This is a genomic window from Streptomyces sp. NPDC004629 (genome assembly GCF_042873595.1).
Taxonomy (GTDB): domain Bacteria; phylum Actinomycetota; class Actinomycetes; order Streptomycetales; family Streptomycetaceae; genus Streptomyces.
In genome coordinates this window covers 1-18,815 of sequence record NZ_JBIALO010000011.1, presented here as the reverse complement: position 1 = coordinate 18,815, position 18,815 = coordinate 1, and the positions used below count along the sequence as shown (strand labels likewise).

Annotated in this window: 16 protein-coding genes and 1 pseudogene; 7 read left to right on the top strand and 10 right to left on the bottom strand. The window is 68.8% G+C overall.

Going from position 1 to position 18,815, the window contains the following annotated elements:
* Positions 1 to 11: 11 nt before the first annotated feature.
* Complete coding sequence (locus ACFYTE_RS18290; protein WP_388710880.1) at positions 12 to 1,313, top strand: amidohydrolase family protein; 1,302 nt, start codon at positions 12 to 14, stop codon at positions 1,311 to 1,313.
* Between the two features lie 370 nt (positions 1,314 to 1,683).
* Complete coding sequence (locus tag ACFYTE_RS18285; protein ID WP_388710877.1) at positions 1,684 to 2,277, top strand: TetR/AcrR family transcriptional regulator; 594 nt, start codon at positions 1,684 to 1,686, stop codon at positions 2,275 to 2,277.
* 14 nt (positions 2,278 to 2,291) lie between these two features.
* Here ACFYTE_RS18285 and ACFYTE_RS18280 read toward each other — a convergent pair whose 3' ends face one another.
* Positions 2,292 to 3,317 carry an SMP-30/gluconolactonase/LRE family protein gene (locus ACFYTE_RS18280; RefSeq protein WP_388710875.1) on the bottom strand — a complete coding sequence of 342 codons (1,026 nt, stop codon included), beginning with the start codon at positions 3,315 to 3,317 and terminating at the stop codon, positions 2,292 to 2,294.
* Positions 3,318 to 3,490: 173 nt separating this feature from the next.
* Between ACFYTE_RS18280 and ACFYTE_RS18275 the strand changes: the two genes are divergently transcribed.
* The 3 genes from ACFYTE_RS18275 (at position 3,491) to ACFYTE_RS18265 (ending at position 7,275) form a co-directional block, all read left to right on the top strand.
* Positions 3,491 to 5,308 (top strand): flavin-containing monooxygenase, encoded by a 1,818-nt coding sequence (locus ACFYTE_RS18275; protein ID WP_388710872.1) that lies wholly within the window; start codon positions 3,491 to 3,493, stop codon positions 5,306 to 5,308.
* A gap of 332 nt (positions 5,309 to 5,640) precedes the next feature.
* Positions 5,641 to 6,927 (top strand): SRPBCC family protein, encoded by a 1,287-nt coding sequence (locus tag ACFYTE_RS18270; RefSeq protein ID WP_388710869.1) that lies wholly within the window; start codon positions 5,641 to 5,643, stop codon positions 6,925 to 6,927.
* Between the two features lie 18 nt (positions 6,928 to 6,945).
* A complete protein-coding gene (locus tag ACFYTE_RS18265; RefSeq protein WP_388710866.1) occupies positions 6,946 to 7,275 on the top strand; it encodes a hypothetical protein in 330 nt (109 codons plus the stop codon).
* A gap of 90 nt (positions 7,276 to 7,365) precedes the next feature.
* On the opposite strand, the gene ACFYTE_RS18260 is transcribed toward ACFYTE_RS18265, so the two are convergent.
* A complete protein-coding gene (locus ACFYTE_RS18260; RefSeq protein WP_388710863.1) occupies positions 7,366 to 7,839 on the bottom strand; it encodes a 2,4'-dihydroxyacetophenone dioxygenase family protein in 474 nt (157 codons plus the stop codon).
* A gap of 75 nt (positions 7,840 to 7,914) precedes the next feature.
* Positions 7,915 to 9,474, bottom strand: a complete 1,560-nt coding sequence (locus tag ACFYTE_RS18255; protein WP_388710860.1) for an alpha/beta fold hydrolase — start codon at positions 9,472 to 9,474, stop codon at positions 7,915 to 7,917.
* Positions 9,475 to 9,728: 254 nt separating this feature from the next.
* Here ACFYTE_RS18255 and ACFYTE_RS18250 point away from each other — a divergent pair, with 254 nt between their 5' ends.
* Positions 9,729 to 10,403: a FadR/GntR family transcriptional regulator gene (locus ACFYTE_RS18250; RefSeq protein ID WP_388710857.1), complete on the top strand. Its 675-nt coding sequence runs from the start codon at positions 9,729 to 9,731 to the stop codon at positions 10,401 to 10,403.
* A 71-nt stretch (positions 10,404 to 10,474) separates the two neighbouring features.
* Here ACFYTE_RS18250 and ACFYTE_RS18245 read toward each other — a convergent pair whose 3' ends face one another.
* Positions 10,475 to 12,391 (bottom strand): SpoIIE family protein phosphatase, encoded by a 1,917-nt coding sequence (locus ACFYTE_RS18245; protein WP_388710854.1) that lies wholly within the window; start codon positions 12,389 to 12,391, stop codon positions 10,475 to 10,477.
* 760 nt (positions 12,392 to 13,151) lie between these two features.
* On the opposite strand from ACFYTE_RS18245, the gene ACFYTE_RS18240 reads away from it, so the two are divergent.
* Positions 13,152 to 14,810: a hypothetical protein gene (locus ACFYTE_RS18240; protein WP_388710851.1), complete on the top strand. Its 1,659-nt coding sequence runs from the start codon at positions 13,152 to 13,154 to the stop codon at positions 14,808 to 14,810.
* Positions 14,811 to 14,870: 60 nt separating this feature from the next.
* Here ACFYTE_RS18240 and ACFYTE_RS18235 read toward each other — a convergent pair whose 3' ends face one another.
* The 6 genes and pseudogenes from ACFYTE_RS18235 to ACFYTE_RS18210 form a co-directional block, all read right to left on the bottom strand.
* Positions 14,871 to 15,794, bottom strand: coding sequence for a LysR family transcriptional regulator (locus ACFYTE_RS18235; RefSeq protein ID WP_388710849.1), 924 nt, complete (start codon positions 15,792 to 15,794; stop codon positions 14,871 to 14,873).
* A 40-nt stretch (positions 15,795 to 15,834) separates the two neighbouring features.
* Complete coding sequence (locus ACFYTE_RS18230; RefSeq protein ID WP_388710846.1) at positions 15,835 to 17,202, bottom strand: MFS transporter; 1,368 nt, start codon at positions 17,200 to 17,202, stop codon at positions 15,835 to 15,837.
* A gap of 64 nt (positions 17,203 to 17,266) precedes the next feature.
* Complete coding sequence (locus ACFYTE_RS18225; protein WP_388710843.1) at positions 17,267 to 17,515, bottom strand: hypothetical protein; 249 nt, start codon at positions 17,513 to 17,515, stop codon at positions 17,267 to 17,269.
* Positions 17,512 to 18,225, bottom strand: a complete 714-nt coding sequence (locus tag ACFYTE_RS18220) for a peptidase dimerization domain-containing protein (protein ID WP_388710840.1) — start codon at positions 18,223 to 18,225, stop codon at positions 17,512 to 17,514. Before ACFYTE_RS18220 ends, ACFYTE_RS18225 begins: the two co-directional genes overlap by 4 nt.
* Positions 18,213 to 18,425, bottom strand: a complete 213-nt coding sequence (locus tag ACFYTE_RS18215; protein ID WP_388710838.1) for a RidA family protein — start codon at positions 18,423 to 18,425, stop codon at positions 18,213 to 18,215. The genes ACFYTE_RS18220 and ACFYTE_RS18215 overlap by 13 nt, the downstream gene beginning before the upstream one ends.
* 9 nt (positions 18,426 to 18,434) lie before the next feature.
* A pseudogene (locus tag ACFYTE_RS18210) lies at positions 18,435 to 18,815 on the bottom strand (FAD-dependent oxidoreductase); the annotation flags it as partial.

The following is an 18,815-nucleotide window of genomic DNA, read 5'->3' as shown; positions in this document are numbered from 1 at the left end:
GGAGGGTCCCCATGGACCGCGACGACATGATCCTGATCAGCGTCGACGACCACATCATCGAACCGCCCGACATCTTCGCGAACCACCTGCCGGCCCGCTACAAGAAGGACGCACCGCGTCTGGTCCACCGCGAGGACGGCACCGACGTCTGGCAGTTCCGGGACAACTCGGTCGGCAACGCGGCGCTCAACGCGGTCGCCGGGCGCCCCAAGGAGGAGTACGGCATGGAGCCGCAGGGCCTGGACGAGATCAGGCCCGGCTGCTACGACGTCGATGAGCGCGTCGCCGACATGAACGCCGGCGGTGTCCTGGCCCAGATGAACTTCCCCTCCTTCCCCGGCTTTTCGGCCCGGATGTTCGCCACCGAGGACTCCGACTTCTCCCTCGCCCTGGTGCGTGCCTACAACGACTGGCACATCGACGAATGGTGCGGAGCCCATCCCGGCCGGTTCATCCCGATGGCACTCCCCGCGATCTGGGACGCCGAGCTGTGCGCCCAGGAGATCCGGCGGGTCGCCGAGAAGGGCTGCCACTCGCTGACCTTCCCGGAGAACCCGGTCCCGCTCGGCTATCCCAGCTTCCACACCGAGTACTGGGACCCGGTGTGGCGGGCGCTGACCGACTGCGGCACGGTGATGAACCTGCACATCGGCTCCTCCGGACGCCTCGCCATCACCGCCCCCGACGCCCCGCCGGACGTCATGATCACCCTCCAGCCGATCAACCTGGTCCAGGCCGCGGCCGACCTGATCTGGTCTCGTGTCCTCAAGGAGTACCCGACCGTCAAGATCGCACTGTCCGAGGGCGGCACCGGCTGGATCCCGTACTTCCTGGACCGCATCGACCGCACCTTCGAGATGCACGCCACCTGGACGCTCCAGGACTTCGGCGGGAAGCTGCCGTCCGAGATCTTCCGCGAGCACTTCCTCACCTGTTTCATCTCCGACCCCATAGGGGTGAAGCTGCGCCACGACATCGGCGTCGACAACATCTGCTGGGAGGCGGACTACCCGCACAGCGACTCCATGTGGCCGGGCGCGCCCGAGGAGCTGCACCGTGTCCTCACGGCGAACGACGTGCCGGACACCGAGACCGACAAGATGACCCATCTGAACGCGATGCGCTGGTACTCCTTCGACCCGTTCGCGCACATCCCGCGCGAGCGGGCCACGGTGGGCGCGCTCCGCAAGGCGGCCGAGGGCCACGATGTCTCGGTGAAGCCCCGCAGCAAGCAGGTGGCCGTCGCCCCGGCGGAGAAGCTGGCCAACTACCGTAGAAAAGCGGAGGCGGCCCTCGCGGCGGCCCAGAACTGACCCCGGCGCCGTTCCGGTCCGGACCCGGACCGGAACAGCGCGCGTGAGGCCGGCCGGGCCGGGGTTGCCGCGTGGGGAACGACCGTGAGGCGACCACGACGGACCAGGTCACCCGATGGCCTCCCCATGCCACCCAGCCCGATGACCGCGACATCGTGGGTGCCGCTGGCGGACTCGGACCGGTCACCCAGGGCGCCTGCGCCGCAGGGCTCTTTGCGCCCGGGCCCCCGCCGCGGCCGTCTTCCGGGTGGACCTGCTCGGCACCGCGCCGGTCCCGGCGGAGTCCGGCCGGGGGATCGCCGCCGTGCGCTCCGACCGCCTCGGCGAGGTGGCCTGAACCGTGCCTGCTCCCGGCCGATATCCTCCCGGTGTGACACGGCGTTCCCTTCCTGACGAGCGACGGCCCGCGAACGACGGGCCGAAGGCCGCCGCGCGCAACCGGGCCGCGCTCATCGCCGCCGCCCGGGCGATCTACGCGGAGCACGGGCTGGACACTCCGCTCTCCGCGATCGCGCGCCGGGCCGGTGTCGGCCAGGGCGTGCTGTACCGGCACTTCCCGGACCGGGCCACGCTGGCGCTCGCCGTGCTGGAGGAGAACGTCGGGCAGATCGAGCAGGCGGCGGCAGCGGACGGCACGGACATCGCCAAGGTCCTCGGTGTCCTGACCTGGCACCAGACGGAGTCGACGGCGTTCATCGGAATCCTGCACGCCGACTGGACGGGCAGCCACTCCGGCACCCCGGCCTACGCCCTGGCCTTGTCTCAGCGGGTCGAGCGAGCCCTTCGCAGGCATCTGCCGGACGGGCACCGGCTCGCCGCGGAGCCCGACGACCTCATGATCGCCATCGGCATGGTCTCAGGTGCCGTCACCGGCCCCACCCGTGAGCAGCGGGAACGCCGCGCACTTGCGGCGTGGCGGCTGCTCGGTGTCGAGGTGGGGCCGGTGCGGCCCTTCGAGGGCTGAGCGGCGGCGGGGCGTCAGCCGCCGTTGGACTGGCGGATTCCCTCGGCGAGCGCGTCGAAGGAGTACAGATAGCCGCCGTCGGGCCCGCTGACGGTCATGTACGCCTTCGTGCCGCCGGGCGTGATGGCCACGTTGGTCGCCGACGTGAGCCCTTCGGCGGCGCGGCCGGGTACCTCGACGGTCGCCAGCCGCTCACCGTTCTTGCCGTAGACCGCCATCGCGGGCCGGCCGTGCAGGCCCTGGTAGAGGTTGCCGTCCGCGTCCACGGCGATCGAGTCGGTCTGCGCGATCCCGCCGTCGACCCGGATGGCGGTGTGCCGGGACGCGACCCGGCCCTCGCCGTCGAGGAGGAGGTAGGAGATGCCGTTCTGCGTCAGCTCGCTGAACCACAGCCCGCGGTAGTCCGCGTCGAAGGAGATGCCGTTCGGCGCGGCCAGGCCGTCCGCCAGAACGGTGGCGTCCTTGCCCGCGCGGTCGATCCGTACGACGCGGCCCTTCGCCTCGCCCTCGGACATGCCGCGTGAGTCGCTGATGTACAGGTTGCCCTCCTGGTCGAAGGCGAGGTCGTCGGGGTTCATCCGCGCGCCGTCGACCTCACCGGAGAAGAAGGTCCGCGGGTCACCGCCGTCAGGGGCCAGGCTCACGATGTCACCGTGGGAGAAGTCGGTCAGGTAGATACGCCCGTCGTACGGGCTGAACTGGGCCGACGTGTAGGTGCCGCGGTCGTCGGTGTGGACCTCCCGTGAGGTCTTCTTCCGGACGTCCACGCGCAGCACCTTCGGTTCGCCGGGGGGCGCGGTGACGTCGACGACGAGCAGCTTGCCGTCCTCGTCGAAGGCCGGACCCTCCAGCAGCGTCATCCCGGTCTGCTCGTGCACCTCCGTCAGCCGCATCACCTTCTGCGCGCGGATCGTCCGGTCCGCGGCGGCGCCGGCCGCCGTGTCCGCGGTGGAACCGCCGGTCTGCGTGCCGCACCCCGTGAGGGCCAGCACGCCGGCCGCGGTGAGCCCGGCGAAGGGGCGCATCGTCAGTCGTCGCATGTCAATCACACTTCCTGTCGGAGCTATGCGGAAGCAATCTCCGCACCAACCGGACAGTGCTGTCCGGAGCTTGTTACCGTAGTGCATGGCTGCTCAAGTCCTATGACTTCTCGCCCACTTCAGGGGCGAGAAGACTTCATCGCGGCGAACCGGAAGGAACGAGGACCCCCCACATGGCGAATTCACAAGAGATGACGGCCGACGCACTCGCCGACCTGCGGGAGCGTTACCGGATCGAACGGGAGCGACGGGTACGCCCCGACGGCGCCCGGCAGTATCTCGGCGCCGACGCCGAGTTCGGTTACTACGCCACCGATCCGTACGCGGGGGAGGCGGCCGAACGCGAGCCGGTGCGCGACACGGTGGACGTCGCCGTCGTCGGTGGCGGATTCGGTGGCATCCTCGCAGGAGCGCGGCTGCGCCGGCGGGGCGTCGAGCGTGTCCGCGTCATCGAGACGGGAGGGGACTTCGGGGGGACCTGGTACTGGAACCGGTATCCCGGCATCCACTGCGACGTCGAGTCGCATGTGTACCTGCCGCTGCTCGACGAGACCGGATACGTCCCGGAGTGGAAGTACGCGCCCGGTGAGGAGATCCGCCGGCACGCGGTGCGGATCGCGGAGAAGTTCGACCTCTACGCGGACGCCCTGTTCTCCACGTCCGTCACCTCCCTGACGTGGGACGACACATCCGAGGCATGGATCGTCACGACCGACCGGGGCGACAAGTTCCGGGCCACGTACGTCATCACGGCCACCGGCACCCTGTCCGAGCTGAAACTCCCCGGCATCCCCGGCATCGAGGACTTCAAGGGGCACACCTTCCACACGTCACGCTGGGACTACGGCTACACGGGCGGCACCCCGGACGGCGGGCTCACGGGCCTCGCGGACAAGCGCGTGGGCGTGGTCGGCACCGGCGCCACCGGTATCCAGGTCGTCCCGAAGCTGGCCGAGGACGCGGCACACCTCTACGTCTTCCAGCGCACCCCCTCCACCGTGGACGTGCGCGCCAACCGCCGCACCACCGCGCAGGACGTGGGCGCCGACCGCCCGGGCTGGGCGAGCGAACGACGCGACAACTTCCTGCGGATCGTCTCGGGCGAGACAACCGACGAGGACATGGTGGCGGACCAGTGGACCGCGTCGGCGGGCCTGCTGGAGAAGCTCCTGCCGAGCTTCCGCCGGCAGGGCGACCGAGCGGCCTTCGAAGCGGCGTACGAGGCCGCGGACGCCGCCAAGATGAACGAGATCCGCGCCCGCGTCGAGGAGATCGTCACGGATCCGGAAACCGCGGAGAAGCTCAAGCCCTGGTACCGGTACGCCTGCAAGCGCCCCACCTTCTCCGACCTGTACCTCCAGGCGTTCAACCGTGACAACGTCACCCTGGTCGACACCGCGGACACCCACGGCATCGAGCGGATGACCGAGCGCGGGGTCGTCGTCGGGGACACCGAGTACGCACTCGACTGCCTGGTCTTCGCCACCGGCTTCTCCGTCGGCGTCTCCGGCGTCCACTCGGGCCGGCTGCCCGTCCGAGGGCGACAGGGCGTCCGGTTGCAGGACGCGTGGCGGGAGCAGGGACCGCGTACGCTGCACGGTTTCACCAGCAACGGCTTCCCGAACCTCATCCAGTTGGGCGTTACGCAAAATGCCAGCAGCGTCAACTACACGCATGTGCTGGACGAGCACGCCGCCCATGCCGCGGCTCTCGTCGCCGCCGCCGAGGCGGAGTCAGCCCTGATCGAACCCTCCCGCGAGATCGAGGACGCGTGGATCGCCGTCCTGGCCGAGGGTGCCCCCGACCACGAGTGGTTCCACGCCGAATGCACCCCCGGCTACTACAACGCCGAAGGGCGCGGCCGGCCGAACGGTCCGAACGCCTACCCGCACGGCGCGGTCGCCTTCCACGACCTGCTGAGGCGGTGGCGGGAGGAGTCCATGGCCGAAGCGCTCCGCCCGAGGACCGTCCTGCGCAAGCAGGGGATGTAGTCAGCTACACCGTCACGCGAGCGGGGCCCCGGCCCTCCGCGCCCGGTCCACGCATGGCCGCCACCTGGAGGGGCCGGGGGAGGCGCCCCCGGGCACCGCGCCGGATGGCGGCCTTCCAGGGGTACGGCTGAACGGGCCCGCCCGCGCTCCCGCTGCGTCCGCACGGCCGAACTGCGCGGTTCGGCCGTGCGGCAGCGTGTGCCCGCTTCAGAGCCCGACGTCCGTCGTCCGACAGCGCCCTTGACGGTTGCGCGAAAACGAGAATACCGTTCTCGCAGATAGAGACCGATGTTATCGGACGAGTGGTGTCGCCAACTGGAGGAACCGACCCCATGGCCCATTTCGAGAAGCCCGAAGAGGGCAGCTGGACCGAGCACCTCAAGGTCGGCACGGAGCCGGTCTCCTACGCGGACTCCATCTCGCCCGAGCACTACGAGCTGGAGCGGGAGGCCATCTTCAAGCGCACATGGCTCAACGTCGGGCGCGTCGAGCAGGTACCGAGGAAGGGCAGCTACTTCACCAAGGAGCTGGACGCCGCACACACCTCCGTCATCGTGGTGCGCGGCACCGACGGTGAGGTGCGTGCCTTCCACAACGTGTGCCGACACCGCGGCAACAAGCTCGTGTGGAACGACTTCCCGCGCGAGGAGACCAGCGGCGTCTGCCGCCAGTTCACCTGTAAGTACCACGCCTGGCGCTACGACCTCGACGGCAAACTCTCCTTCGTCCAGCAGGAGGGCGAGTTCTTCGACCTCGACAAGTCGGACTACGGACTCAGGCAGGTCCGGGCCGACGTCTGGGAGGGGTTCATCTTCGTGAACCTCGACACGGGGAACGCCACGCCGCTGCGGGAGTACCTGGGGGAGCTGGCCAAGGGCATCGAGGGCTACCCGTTCCACAAGCTGACCCAGGTCCACAAGTTCCGCGCGGAGATCGGCAGCAACTGGAAGCTGTTCATCGACGCGTTCGCCGAGTTCTACCACGCGCCGATCCTGCACTCCGGCCAGTACATGCCCGACCAGGCCCGCCGGATCGCCAAGTACGGGTACGAGGCGCTGCACTACGACATCGACGGCCCGCACAGCATGGTGTCGTCCTGGGGCGGCATCGCCCCGCCGCACGACCGCGAGATGGTCAAGCCCATCGAGGCGGCGCTGCGCAGCGGCCTGTTCGGACCGTGGGACGCACCGGACATCGGCATGACCACGGACGAACTGCCGCCGGCCGTCAACCCGACCCGCGACCCGCGCTGGGGCATGGACTCCTTCGTCTTCTTCCCCAACTTCATGCTGCTCATCTGGCGGCCGAACTGGGTCCTCACCTACCACTACTGGCCGACCTCGTACCACACGCACATCTTCGAGGGGACGTGCTACTTCGTCCCGCCGAAGAACGCCTTCGAACGGCTCCAGCAGGAGCTGGCCGCCGTCTCGTTCAAGGAGTACGGCCTCCAGGACGGCAACACCCTGGAGGCGACCCAGACGATGCTGGAGTCGGGCACGGTCGACCGGTTCCCCCTCAATGACCAGGAGGTGCTGCTGCGCCACCTGCACCGCTCGGCCGAGGAGTACGTCCGCGCACACCAGCGGCGCACGTCCGGCGCCCCGGCAGCGTCCTGACAGGAGGAGGACCCCATCATGGCCAGCGCATTCCCCGAGGGCTTCGAGGCCCTGGAGCCGTTCGTCGACTGGGCGATCCCCACGGAGAAGGCCCGCTACGCCAAGCGGATCAGCAGCACGATGGACGAGCTGGACGCGTTCTACGACGTCGCCTTCCCTCTGCTGAAGTCGGGCACGGCCCGCCTGGAGAACGTCTTGATGGAGGACATCTCCGAACCGGACAAGCGCCTGCTGTGGCTGTTCTGCTCGCTGGTGACCGTCGCCTTCTCCGTGGAGGCATGGCGCCAGCCCAAGGTGCCCGATTCCGGAGCCTCCAGCATCGACGCGATCCTCGAACCGGCCGTCTGACCGGCCACCACGGCCCGAAGCGGCGCACCGACCCGCCGAAGGCACGACGGTCCGCCGACTCCGTCGACGGACCGTCGTGCGCGATCGAGGTCAGGCAGAGGCCGCCACCGTGGCCGGCTTGTGGTACATGTCCCGGACGCCCTCCCAGTCGAGGATCGCGCTGATCTTCTCGTTCTCGTCCAGGAATCCCAGAGGACCCTGACACACGAAGAAGAAGACCGTCTCGTCGGGGAAGTTGGTCCAGTCGTGCAGCATGGAGTTGGCCTCGTAGCCGTAGTCGCCGGCGACGGCCGTGAACCCGCCACCGGAGTCGCCACCGCGGATGTCCATGCGGCCGTAGACCATGTAGTACTCAGCAGCCCCGATGTGCAGATGACGGTCGAACCCGGAACCGGCCTCGCAGTGGAAGAGCACGGTCCAGGCGCCCGTCTCCGCGCTCACCCGCAGCAACTTGAAGGTGATGCCGGGGCAGAACGGCTTCCACTCCTGCTCCGCGGTGTGGATCGCGATGTCCTGGAGCTTGGCGTTGTGCTCGAAGTAGCGGTCGAGTGTGGTCTCAGTCATGACGATGCAGCGTCCCTTCATCCATCGTGGTGACCAACCAGAACTGATCGAGCTGATTGGAGACTCGGTTGTCGATCAAGGCCGGGCGAGGAACTCCCGGAGCTTACGGGTGACGTCTTCGGGTGCTTCGAGGGTCTGCCAGTGGCCGATGCCCTCAAGGACATGCAGCCTGGCGTTGGGCAGCAGGGCGAAGATGTCGTCGTTGACGGTCAGTGAGCTGATGGTGTCGTCGCTGCCGGTGAGCAGCAGCACGGGCGACTTGACGCTCGCGAAGTCCGGCTCCTCTGCCAGGGTCAGGGCCTCGCAGGCAGCGGCGTACCCGTCCGGGTCCTGGCCGAGTAGCAGCTCACGGACGAGGGCGGCGGCCAGGGGGCGCTCGGTGCGGGTCTGTTCGGAGGTGGCGACCGACACCAGGGTGTCGGCCACTGCGGACATGCCGCCCTCGCGCACCGCGCGGGCGCGCGCACGTGTGGCCTCCTTGGCCTGCGGGCTCTGGGCGCGGACCGCGCCCAGGAGCGCCAGCTTGGTGACCCGGCCGGGATGGGCGGCGGCGAAGGTGGCGGCGACCAGGGTGCCCATGGAGTGGGCGACGATGGCGGTCTCCTCGATGCCCTCGGCATCCAGCAGAGCAGCCAGTTCCTCGACCCAGCCGGTGATGCTGGGAGTGGCGTTGCCGGGCGAGCGGCCGTGGCCGGAGAGGTCGTAGCGCAGCACCGTATGGTGCTCGGCCAGGGCAGCGGCCTGCGGATCGTAGACGGTGGTGGCGCCGCCGAGCCCGTGGATGAGGACCACGGGTGAGCCCTGCCCGGTCTTCTCCACGAACAGCTTGGCGCCGGCGGCGGACCGCAGGGGGTCGCGGCCGGTCACGGGGCCGACGGTGTTGGCCAGTTCGCCCAGTCCCGGGGCGGAGACGACGACCTGGTCTCCGGTGGTGAGGTACTTGGGCGGGGCGAAGCCGATGCCGACGCCGGCCGGGGTGCCGGTGGCGATGACGTCCCCGGGTTCCAGTGTGATGCCGGCCGAGAGGGTCTCGATGATGGCTGCCACGTCGAAGATCAGCTGGGAGGTGTGGGTGTCCTGGCGCAGCTCACCGTTGACGTGGGACCGCAGGCGCAGGTCGTGGATGTCGATCTCGTCGGCGGTCACGGCCCATGGCCCCATGGGGCAGAAGGTGTCAAGGGACTTGCCGATGAACCACTGCTTGTGGTCGCGCTGCAGGTCGCGGGCGGTGACGTCGTTGATGAGGGTGTAGCCCCACACGTAGTCCATCGCCTCGTCCCGGCTTACCTTCGAGGCGCGCCGCCCGATGATGACGCCGATCTCGCCCTCGTAGTCGAGCGCGGAGGTGATGTCGGTGTGCGGGTCGATCACGTCACCGGAGGCGATGACGGAGGAAGCCGGCTTGGTGAAGACGACCGGGTGCTCCGGCACGTGGCGACCATCCGGGGAGCCGGTCGCGTCGAAGCCGCTCTTGGCGAACTCCGCCGCGTGCTCTGAGTAGTTGCGCCCCACGCAGAAGATGTTGCGCGCCGGGACCAGAGGGGCCAGCAACCGCCCTGCCACGGCCTGACGTGCGACCGTCAGACGTCCGACCGCCCCGGGACCCGCGTCGATGATCTGCCGCAGGTCGCTCACAGGTACGCCGGTGTCCTTGAAGCGCACGGCGCGACCCGTTCCGTGCTCGTCAACGACACACACCCGCACGCCGTCCCTGCCGTGAATCCTTGCGAAGCGCACCACACCTCCTGAACCAATGAGAACCAATAGAAGGAATCGGTTCGTATCGGTGAGTGTAGGTTCGCATGTCCAGGGGGTCAATAGGGGGTTTCTCGCGCATGGATCAAAGGCGCTGCTAGTATTGGTCCTCATTGGTTTGGAAGGGAGTGGAAATGGATCACGCTGTCGGGCCCGCCGCCCTCGTGCTCAAGCACGTGGAAGAGGTGATCACCGCAGGCGGTCTCAAGCCCGGCGACCGCCTTCCCACGGAACGGGACCTGGCCGCAGCCACCGGGGTCGGCCGCGCCGCGGTCCGCGCCGCCCTGCAGAACCTGGAGTCCCGTGGCATCGTGCTGCGCCACGTCGGCCGTGGCACCTTCGTCGCCCCGGACGAGACCACCCATGCCGGGACATCCGAGAACCAGCCGAGCCCCGCCGAGATCATGGCCTCACGCCTGGTGCTGGAACCGGAACTGATGCCCCTCGCTGCCGCCTCCGCCACCGGGGCGGACCTTGAGGAGATGGAACGCTGCCTGCGCGGCGGGGAGCAGGCGTCCAACTCCGAAGAGTTCGAACGCTGGGACACCGCCCTGCACCACAGCTTCGCCGTCGCCACGCACAACACGGTCCTGATCAACGTGAGTTCGATGCTCGTCGACGCCCGACGCCAGCCGATCTGGGGCGGGCTCAAGCGCCGCAGCTTCAACCCCGAACGCCACCGCTGCTACTGCACCGAACACGAACAGATCGTCGCCGCCGTCCGTGAACGAGACCCGCAAGCCGCCCATGACGCCATGCGCGAACACCTTCACCATGTGCGCCGCATCCTGCTCGGCGATCACCTCTGACACCGGCCGACCGCAGCCTCGCACCACGCAGCCCGAGCACCATGCCGCCGCCGGCATGAGACAAAGCGCTCTCATGTGGCGCGGTGCGGAATGTCCTGCTCGGTCCAGATGCATTTGCCGTCGCGCAGATAGCGGGCGCCCCAGCGCCTGGAGAGGGCTGAGACGAGTTGCAGGCCGCGGCCGCCCTCATCGGTATAGGCGGCGTGCCGGATGCGCGGGGTGCTGAGGCTGCCGTCGTAGACCTCGCAGGTCAGGGAGCGGCTGTTCAGCAGGCGCAGGCGGATGGGGCCCTCGGCATGCCGGATCACATTGCCGACCAACTCGCTGGCGAGCAATTCGGTGGTGATCGTCAGTTCGTCCAGGCCCCAGGCGTCCAGCCGTTCGCGGACGAATGCGCGGGCCTGGCCGGCTGCGCGGGGGTCCTCCGGTAGGACGCAGGTGGCGACATCACTGGTGTTCATGGCCCGTGTGTGGGCGATCAGCAGCACCGCGTCGTCGATCGTCCGGCCGTGCTGGGGCAGCAGTGCCGAGACCACTGTGTCGCACAGGTCGTCGAGGCGTCGGATGGTGTCCGCCTCGTCCCGCGCCGTGAAGACGGATGCGGCACGCTGGGCGAGGATGCGTTGCAGGAGGGTCATTCCCCGGTCGAGACTCTGAGCTGGGGATTCGACGAGACCGTCCGTGCACAGGACCAGCAGGCTCTCCTCGGGCAGCAGCAACTGGTGTACTTCGAACGGTGGCTCGGCGGCCCCCAGTGGCGGGTCGGCGGCCAGATGGGGCATGTCGACGGTGCCGTCGGGACGGACGACGACCGGCGGAGGATGACCGGCCGAGGCGAACGAGCACATCCGGGTGATCGGGTCGAAGACGGAGTACAGACAGGTGGCGTACCAGTCCTCGCCCAGGTCGCTGACCAGGTCGTTGAGTCGGCTGAGCAGTTCGTCAGGCGGCATGTCCAGGTCGGCGAGGGTGCGCACCGCGGTGCGCAGCTGGCCCATGGTGGCCGCTTCGGGGATGCCGTGTCCCATGACGTCGCCGATCACCAGGGCGACCCTGTCGGCGGACAGCGGGATCACGTCGTACCAGTCGCCGCCGATCTGCTCGCCCCTGCCCGCGGGCAGGTAGCGGGCGGCGGTACTGGCGGCAGGCAGGCGGGGCAGCGTCCGGGGAAGCAGGCTGCGCTGCAGTTCCTGTGCCCGGGCGTGCTCCGCGTCGTACAACCGGGCCCGCTCCAGCGCTTGTCCGACCAGACCGCACAGAGCGGTCAGCAGCGCGCGCTCCTCGTCGTCGAAGGAATGTGGCCGGGTGAAGGAAATGACACACACGCCGACGGCGTGCCCGGAAGCGATCATGGGCAGGAACGCCCACGACTGTTTCTGGGACGCCGCCGCCATGTCCGCCAGCATCGGATAGCGCCGGCAATAGTCGGCGACCGATTCGACGAACCAGGGGCCCCGAGCCTTCAGGACGTCGGCGGCGACGGGGTAGTCGTATATCGGGATCCCGTCCAGCAGATCGGCGAAGTCCTGTGTGTATCCGGCGGAGCCGACCACACGCTGTCGGCCGCTTTCCATCACCCAGACGATGAGCCCGTCGGCGCCGAACGGTGGCAGGACGCGGGCCGCGACGGCCTGCACGACCTCTTCGGAGGTGAGGGCCTCGGCGAGCGCCGCGGTCAGCCTGCCCATCAGGATCGTCCGCTCGGTGCCGGCCTCCGACACGTGGACGGCCGGGGCGCCGGGCAGGTCCTGCAGCCGGGCGGCAACCCACCTGGCCGCAGAACGCAGAAATGATCGCTGCACCTCGCCCGGCTCGCGCTCTGCCGTGATCACGGAAAGCACGCCGATTGGCCCATCGGCGCCGAGCAGCGGCACCGCTGCCGTGCCGGCGGCCCCGACACCCAGGTTGTCCCCGGCCACCCAGGCATAGTCACCGCGCCGCATGGCGAGCACCGGCGCCATGTCCTGCTCATCGGAGAGGCTTGCCAACGCCTCCGTGCTGTGCGCGGGCAATCCGCAGGCTGCGGCCAGGCGCAACCGACGATCACCAGGATCGCACCAGTGCAGGAAGGCCCCCAGCCCCTCCACGGCATTGAGAACCAGCGTCAGCGTCTCCGCGCCTCGCAGCGCTGTATCCGACGTAGGCGAGTCATTCGCAGGCGAGGGGAACCTCAGTCCCGACTGCTGGGGGTGGCTCCCGGCTTTGGCTGGCGGAGGTGTCAACTCGTCTCCTGCTTACTCCTGGAGCACGATCCTGTACATACGGTAGCAAGTGGTGAATTCACCCCTAATCACCTAAAAATACTACTTTCTCGACCAGGGAAGCACCTTCCAGGGAGCACCTGATCCAGCCCCGGCTCCGCGGCGAAGTCTCAGTGACGCCCAGCGGTGTCTCACGGAGGCGTCAACCTCTTCGGCTCGGGCGACGTCGTCGGCGGCAAGTGCCGGTCTGAGTCCGCCGGCCTCCGGCAACCGGAGACACACTCCGAACGATAACGCGCTTTCGCATCGCTGAAGGGCACAATCGTCCAACTATCGCTCAACCTGGTCCCAGCCGCAGTTATTGTGCGCGGCTTAGTATTCCTGACACGAAATTCACCCGGGCTACATGCCGCTGTCGTGCGTAGCCGTGACCGGTTCTGCGATCAGAGTGTCATCCGTGTCGGATTGGTGGAGGCCAGTTATGTCTGTCCACAGGTCGAATTCAGGTCCAGGTGGGGGTGGCGCGAGTCGCCGGGATGTCCTCAAGGTGGCCGCGGCGGTGACGGGCGGGGCCGCGTTGGGCCTGTCGACCGCCATCGAGGCCACGGCTGCCGGTAGGCAGCCGCGTGCCGCTCGTACGTTGGTCGGGGCGATCCGCTGGGATGCCTATACGGGCCGGGACACCCGACATGGCATGGGCACGAACCGCATGTTGTCTCCGGAGAAGTATCACTTCCGGATGCCGTACTACTCCAAGATCACCGTTCCTCAACCGGTGCTGGTCGACCAGGACTTCGACTCGGAGACAATCGGTGCCGCCCCGTCCGGCTGGACGGTGTCGGCGGGCGTCGGCACAAAGGTGTCGGTGGTGCAGGTGCCGGACGGCGCGGGCAGGAGCGTGCTCCTGCACGACACGTCCACCACCGGGATGGCATCCATGAGCCGCACCTTCGCCGCCCAGGAGCGAGCCGTCACCCTGCGGTGGGACTGGAAGGAGACAGCCGCCGGCGGCTGGGCCCGAGCGCTGGTCGTGGGTGGACCGACCACGGTGGTCGACATCGCCACCCTGCGGGATGCCGGCGGCACGCACCTTGTGTGCCGCACCCCTTCCGGTACGTGGCAGGTCCTCCAGACCATCGCCGACAACACCTGGTACTCGATCAGAGTCGTCGTCGATCCGGCCCCGCCCGCGGGGGCGACGCCGTGGGTGGACATCTTCGTTGACGGGGTCCGCAAGGCGTATCACCTCCCGCTCCTCGGTTCCCCCGCCACGCTCGACGGACTCACCTTCCAGACCAACCCGAGCAAGCCCCTCGATCTTTATGTCGACAACGTGAGCGTCGTGGTGACCGAGTCGGTCGATTGCGACGAGACCAGCCAGGAGGAAATGGACCGGCAGATCCGGTACGCCGCAGCAGCAGGAATCGACTACTGGGCCTTCGACTACTACGAGAACCCCGAGCTGAGGCAAGCCAGGGACTTGTACCTGTCCAGCGCGTACAAGAATCAAGTCAAATGGTGCGTAATATTGTTCGGGAGCGCGGAAGAGGACGCGAAATTCCCGGAACTGATCACGCGGTTCGGCGAGTCGAACTATCAGAAGGTGCTCGGCGGTCGCCCTCTGGTCTACTTCTTCTCCAATGCCACTGCTGCCCGTGTCACCAAAATGCGGGCTCAGGCGGCCGAGGCGGGGCTGCCCGATCCGTACATCGTGGTCATGAGGTGGACCGCGCAGAGCGCGGCGGACGCGAAGACCACAGCCGGGGCCGACGCGGTGAGCCGCTATGCGACGGGAGCACAGTCCGGGGCGGCGTATTCGTCGCTCACCGCCTCGGAAACCACCTTGTGGTCGGACTACGCGGCCGCGGCTGGGCAGGTCATTCCGACCGTGACAACCGGTTGGGACGCACGCCCCCGATATGAATACCCGCCGCCCTGGGGGCCGCAGCCGTCCGCGGACTACCTCGCAGACAAGGACAACTGGACCCAGCAGGCGACGCCCGCCGAGATCGCAGCGCACCTGCACGAAGCGATCCGCTGGAGCAACACCCACCCAGCGAACACCCCGGCCAACTGCGTGCTCATCTACGCCTGGAACGAGAACCTTGAGGGAGGGTGGATCTGCCCCACGCTGTACGAGATGGAAAATTCCGGCAGGCCGCTACGTCTGGACGCCATCGCAGGCGTCCCCCGAACCGGCTCCTGACCGCAGCGAGAGAGCACTCCATCTGCCCGGGGTGCCTTCGACCGCTCAGAGGAGGCCGGCTCAGACCTCGGTGGGGCGGGCAGCGATCTCCCGCAGCAACTCCATCACCGCCCGGGACCGGGCGCTTTGTGTCATGCCCTCCACGGAGGCGAGCTTCACTTCGAGCGCACTGACGTCCCGCAGCTTCAGTTCCGCGATCTCGCCGCCGCCGTAGGTGTGGCCGGTGGTCGGCCGCTGGTTCAGCACGGAGAAACCGAGTCCTCGGGCCACCAGGGAGCGCACGGTCTCGTAGCTCTGGGTGCGGTAGCGGACATCGGGAGCAGTGCCCGTGGCAGCCACCAGCGAGCGGAAGTAGTCACGGCTGTGCGGGAGGTCCAGCAGAACGAGCGGTTCGGTGGACAGTTCAGCCAGCTCCACACTGCCCTGACCGGCCAGCGGGTGGTCGGCCGACACGATGACATAGGCCGGGGCGCGGGCAATCGTCTCGCCGCGCAGGGCAGGCTCGGTTGTCAGACCGAGGTCGTAGGTGAGGGCGAAGTCGATGCGTCCTGCCGCCAGGGCATGGACGAGCTGGTCCGTCTCCGCCTCCACCACGTCGAGCTCGATGCCCGGATAGCGGCGGGTGCACGCGCTGAACAGGGGCGGCAGGTAGAAGGGGACCAGGGTCACGAAACAGCCGACGGCCACCGGTCCGCAGATGGTCTCACCGTTTCCCCTTGCCTCCCGTTCGACCTCGCGGGCGCGCGCCAGCAGATCCCGCGCCTGCTGCTGGAGCCTTTCCCCGGCGGGTGTGAGGGTCAGCCCCCGGCCCCGTCGGCGGATGAACAGCTGCACCTGCAGGTCCCGCTCCAGGTTGTAGACGGCCGCGGAGACGGCGGACTGCGCAATGTGCAGCTCCGCCGACGCCTCCGTCATCGAACCGTGCTCGGCGGCGACGAGGAAGTAACGGAGCTGAACGAGGGTGAAGCCCACCGGTGACGTCATACGTGGCCCTTGCGCATGGTGATCTGTGCCTGTCCCGACCCTAGACGGAGTTGCCCGAGGGCGCTCCGGCAGGCAGGTCGCAGACGTCCGCGGTACGCAGCAAGCCGGCACCTGCGGTCTCCGGCAGGGACAGGGCGGCGACGAGACCACCGGCGGCGAACACCATCAGGTACGGGCCGGGCACCAAGGTGCTGCCGGTCGCGGAGATGAGCACGGTCATCAGGTACGGCACCGTGCCGGCGAACAGGGCCGCGGTGACGTTGTACGAGATGGACAGGCCGCTCTGACGTGTGCGGGTCGGGAAGGTTTCCGCCGACCACACCGCGTACGTGCCGAGGATCGCCGCCAGGATCACACCGAGCAGCAGACCGGCGACCCAGGTCCCGGCGAGTCCGGTCCGCATCAGAAGGAAGGCCGGGGTGGAGAGCACCAGCAGGGCCGCTGTCGCCCCGACGAACACCGGCTTGCGTCCCACCCGGTCGGACAGCAGCCCGAACAGTGGCACAAGCGCCAGCCCCAGGAGCGATATCACGGTGGACAGCAGGGCGGCGCTGTCGGCCGAGTGCCCCAGGTGGTCGGTCTCGTAGGTGACGAGGTACGTCAGCACCGCATAGAAAGGCACGTGCATGGCCGCCATCAGACCCGCCGCCTGGAGCAGCTGTCTCTTGTGGGAGCGCAGCAGCTCCCGCACGGGACTGCGCGGGACGGTGTCGTTCGCCTCCATGGCCCGGTACTCCGGGGTGTCCTCGATCTTGTTGCGGATGATGAAGCCGATGACGCCGAGCGGCGCGGCGATCAGGAAGGGGATGCGCCAGCCCCAGGAGGTCAGCTGGTCGTTGTCCAGCCCCGTCGACAGCAGCAGGAAGACGAACGACCCTGCGAGGAAGCCCAGCAGGGAGCCGACCTCCAGCCAGCTGACGCCGAATCCGCGACGGCGCCGGGGTGCGCTCTCCGCGAGGAAGCTGGCCGCGCTGCCGAACTCGCCGCCGGCCGCGAAGCCTTGGATCAGACGGAGGACCACAAGGAGCACCGGGGCGGCCACACCGATCGACGCGTAGCCGGGAAGCAGACCGATGGTCAGGGTCGCGCCGGACATCATGAAGATGACCAGCGACAGGGTGCGTTTGCGGCCGATCCGGTCGCCGAGCGGGCCGAACACCAGCGCACCGACCGGCCGAATGCCGAAGGACACCGCGAACACCCCGAACACGGCGAGCAGTCCCGTCGTACTGTCCTCGGCCGGGAAGAACACGGTGGCGACCGTACCCGCGAGGTAGGCATAGGCAGCCCAGTCGAACCAGTGCACGAACACGCCCACGGCTCCCGCAGCAACGCTCCTGCGCAGTGAGATCACATCGGTGGCCACCTCGACCTCGGTTGTCGTGGCGCCGCTGTCAAAGGTGCGCATACGCGCCTCCTGGTGAGGATGGGTGGGGAAAACGGAGCTGTACGGATGTCTCGGCGCCGGGCCCTCAGAGGGCAGGCGCGGGCGGCCTCGTAACCGAGCGCGGGGCTGAGCGCCGGGCCGCCTCGATCGCCGGCTTCACCGCCGTCGGATACACGTCGTTGGTGCTCTGGGTGTGGATCCGGGTGGGGGCCTGGATGTCCGGAACGCCGAAGACCGCCCGCGCACCCGTGCGCTCCCTCGGCACCTCGCCGGCGAACGCGCCCGCCGGCTTCCGCACCGCATGACCGGTCCACGCGGCGGCTGTCGCGGTCACGTCACCGCTCCCCGGCCCGACACGCTTCGGTCCACGCCGGTCCAGGCCAGCGCGAGGGCCCCGTCGAGCAGCGCCCGCTGCGCCGTCCCGCCCACACAGTGCGCGGCGAACTCGTGCTGGTGGTTGGTGGCGGGCAGGGAACCGATGCCGATGTAGGGGTGGATGGCCGGTACCACCTGCGAGACGTTACCCATGTCGGTGGAGGCACGGTTCATCCGTGCGGCCTGGCCGGGCGGCGCGAACTCCCGGCCCAGCGCGAGGGGGTTCGCACGGTAGTGCGCGAGGGCGGTCTCGTCCGCGCGGAACTCCGCGTACGGTTTGCTCTCCGGCTGGATCTCCAGCTCGCTGCCGGTCGCCAGGGCACCGGCCTCGAAGGCCCGCATGACCCGTGGCTCCAGCTCGGCCAGCTCGGCCAGCGTCTCCGCCCGCACGTACCACCGGCCGCTCGACCGCTCCGGGATGGCGTTCGGGGCGTCCCCGGCGTGCGTCACCACCCCGTGCACCCTGGCCGAGGCCGGCAACTGCTGGCGCAGCAGGCCGATGGCGACCTGGGCCACGGTGAAGGCGTCGGCGGCGTTGATTCCGGTCTCCGGATAAGCCGCGGCGTGCGCCGACTTGCCGGTGTAGGAGATCTTGGAGTGGCTGACCGCGAAGGGGCGGGCCTCGGCGACGTCGACCGGCGCCGGGTGCACCATCATCACGAGGTCCACCCCGGTGAAGGCTCCCCGTCGAGGTCCTGGCCGATCTGCCCCCGGACATACACGGTGTTCCCCGCGACGACGGCCTGACAGAGGTCGTTGGCGAGGTTCTGCTCGGGATAGGTGTCGCGGGTGTTGAACGGCCGGATCCTGGTGTGCCCGCCCGCGACGATCGGGTCCTTCACCTGGCGGCCCTCGCTGGTGGAGGTCATGACTGCTCCTCAGTTCTTCTGCGCTGCCGGTGTGGCGTCGGGCCGGTCCTCGGTGCCGTACGCGAGGTAGCTCCGCCGGGTCGTGATGTGGTCGGCGACGTATCTGGCGTCGTGCCACACACCCCAGATGAAGCTCGACCCGCGGCGGGACAGCCAGGGCAAGCCCAGGAAGTAGACCCCGGGTTCGGAGGACACTCCTCTGCGCTGCTCGGGCCGGCCGTTCTCGTCGAACGCGTCGACCTCCAACCAGCCGTAGTCGGCGGCGAAACCCGTCGCCCAGACGATCGAGGTGACACCTGCCTCGGCCAGGTCCAGTTCGAGTCGGGGCTCGGTCACGCATGCCGGGTCCGGCCCGAGGACGTGGGCTTCCGGCTCCTGTGGCAGATCGAG

Bases quoted from the DNA above. Each gene is read 5' to 3' on its own strand.
- ACFYTE_RS18290 (WP_388710880.1), top strand. From the start codon at position 12: ATGGACCGCGACGACATGATCCTGATCAGCGTCGACGACCACATCATC.
- ACFYTE_RS18280 (WP_388710875.1), bottom strand. From the start codon at position 3,317: ATGCGACGACTGACGATGCGCCCCTTCGCCGGGCTCACCGCGGCCGGC.
- ACFYTE_RS18275 (WP_388710872.1), top strand. From the start codon at position 3,491: ATGGCGAATTCACAAGAGATGACGGCCGACGCACTCGCCGACCTGCGG.
- ACFYTE_RS18270 (WP_388710869.1), top strand. From the start codon at position 5,641: ATGGCCCATTTCGAGAAGCCCGAAGAGGGCAGCTGGACCGAGCACCTC.
- ACFYTE_RS18265 (WP_388710866.1), top strand. From the start codon at position 6,946: ATGGCCAGCGCATTCCCCGAGGGCTTCGAGGCCCTGGAGCCGTTCGTC.
- ACFYTE_RS18260 (WP_388710863.1), bottom strand. From the start codon at position 7,839: ATGACTGAGACCACACTCGACCGCTACTTCGAGCACAACGCCAAGCTC.
- ACFYTE_RS18250 (WP_388710857.1), top strand. From the start codon at position 9,729: ATGGATCACGCTGTCGGGCCCGCCGCCCTCGTGCTCAAGCACGTGGAA.
- ACFYTE_RS18235 (WP_388710849.1), bottom strand. From the start codon at position 15,794: ATGACGTCACCGGTGGGCTTCACCCTCGTTCAGCTCCGTTACTTCCTC.
- ACFYTE_RS18230 (WP_388710846.1), bottom strand. From the start codon at position 17,202: ATGCGCACCTTTGACAGCGGCGCCACGACAACCGAGGTCGAGGTGGCC.
- ACFYTE_RS18215 (WP_388710838.1), bottom strand. From the start codon at position 18,425: ATGACCTCCACCAGCGAGGGCCGCCAGGTGAAGGACCCGATCGTCGCG.